This is a genomic window from Prevotella sp. C561, assembly GCF_000224595.1.
In the GTDB taxonomy this organism is placed as follows: Bacteria; Bacteroidota; Bacteroidia; order Bacteroidales; family Bacteroidaceae; genus Prevotella; species Prevotella jejuni.
Window position 1 is genome coordinate 1 of sequence record NZ_JH114204.1, and the last position, 696, is coordinate 696.

A 696-nucleotide genomic window follows, 5' to 3' on the forward strand; every position below is an offset into this window, starting at 1 on the left:
CCATTTTCTAAAGAAACTTTGTCATGTCATAGTTATGTTCCCATACGGCATAAAGCAGATAGGACATGCCATGTTTACCCATAGAATTTACGTTCCATCCTTTGTGCATCATATCAAGGATTTTGTCCTTGTCGCAATCATGAATGGCTTGGATAATGGGATATTCTTTCTCACTAAAAAAACGCTTGTAAGGTACTTCACTGTTAAACATACTGCATGAAGTTAAAATGAGTGATGATAATAATGCTATAATATATTTCATTGCCTTATCATTCATTCTCTTCCCGTATTATCCATGGCTGGTTTATATGGGAACTCTACACCTATACTTTTTAGTCGCGCAACAAGCTTTTTAAAGTCTGGAGCATCATAATCTCCATTTCCATAGTTTATAAAATCTTGTACCCAATACGCAACATTCTCCTTACCTCCAGTATTTCTTCCAATACCTCCCGTTTTCATCGGGTCAGCACCTTTGTCCCATAGCCATAGTACGAAAGCCCATTGGGCGGTTATCGCCTGATCTATTATTACAGTTTCTTTCGAACTGTTAAATTGGTTAATATCTGCGCCATGTTCTAATAAGTATTCTATTTTTTGTTTATGTAATGATTAAAAAATAACTTGGTACATTTTCAGGCCAAAGACATCGGCATTGAACAATGTATTCAATTCGATATTAGCAGTTCTCATATA

The 696-nt window shown here is 35.6% G+C and carries 2 pseudogenes; both read right to left on the reverse strand.

Annotation, left to right across the window (positions count from 1 at the left end):
* Positions 1–10: 10 nt before the first annotated feature.
* A pseudogene (locus HMPREF0666_RS15940) lies at positions 11–277 on the reverse strand (ankyrin repeat domain-containing protein); the annotation flags it as partial.
* Positions 270–603 (reverse strand): annotated as a pseudogene (locus tag HMPREF0666_RS15945) (ankyrin repeat domain-containing protein); the annotation flags it as partial. The pseudogenes HMPREF0666_RS15940 and HMPREF0666_RS15945, both read right to left, overlap by 8 nt.
* Positions 604–696 lie beyond the last annotated feature (93 nt).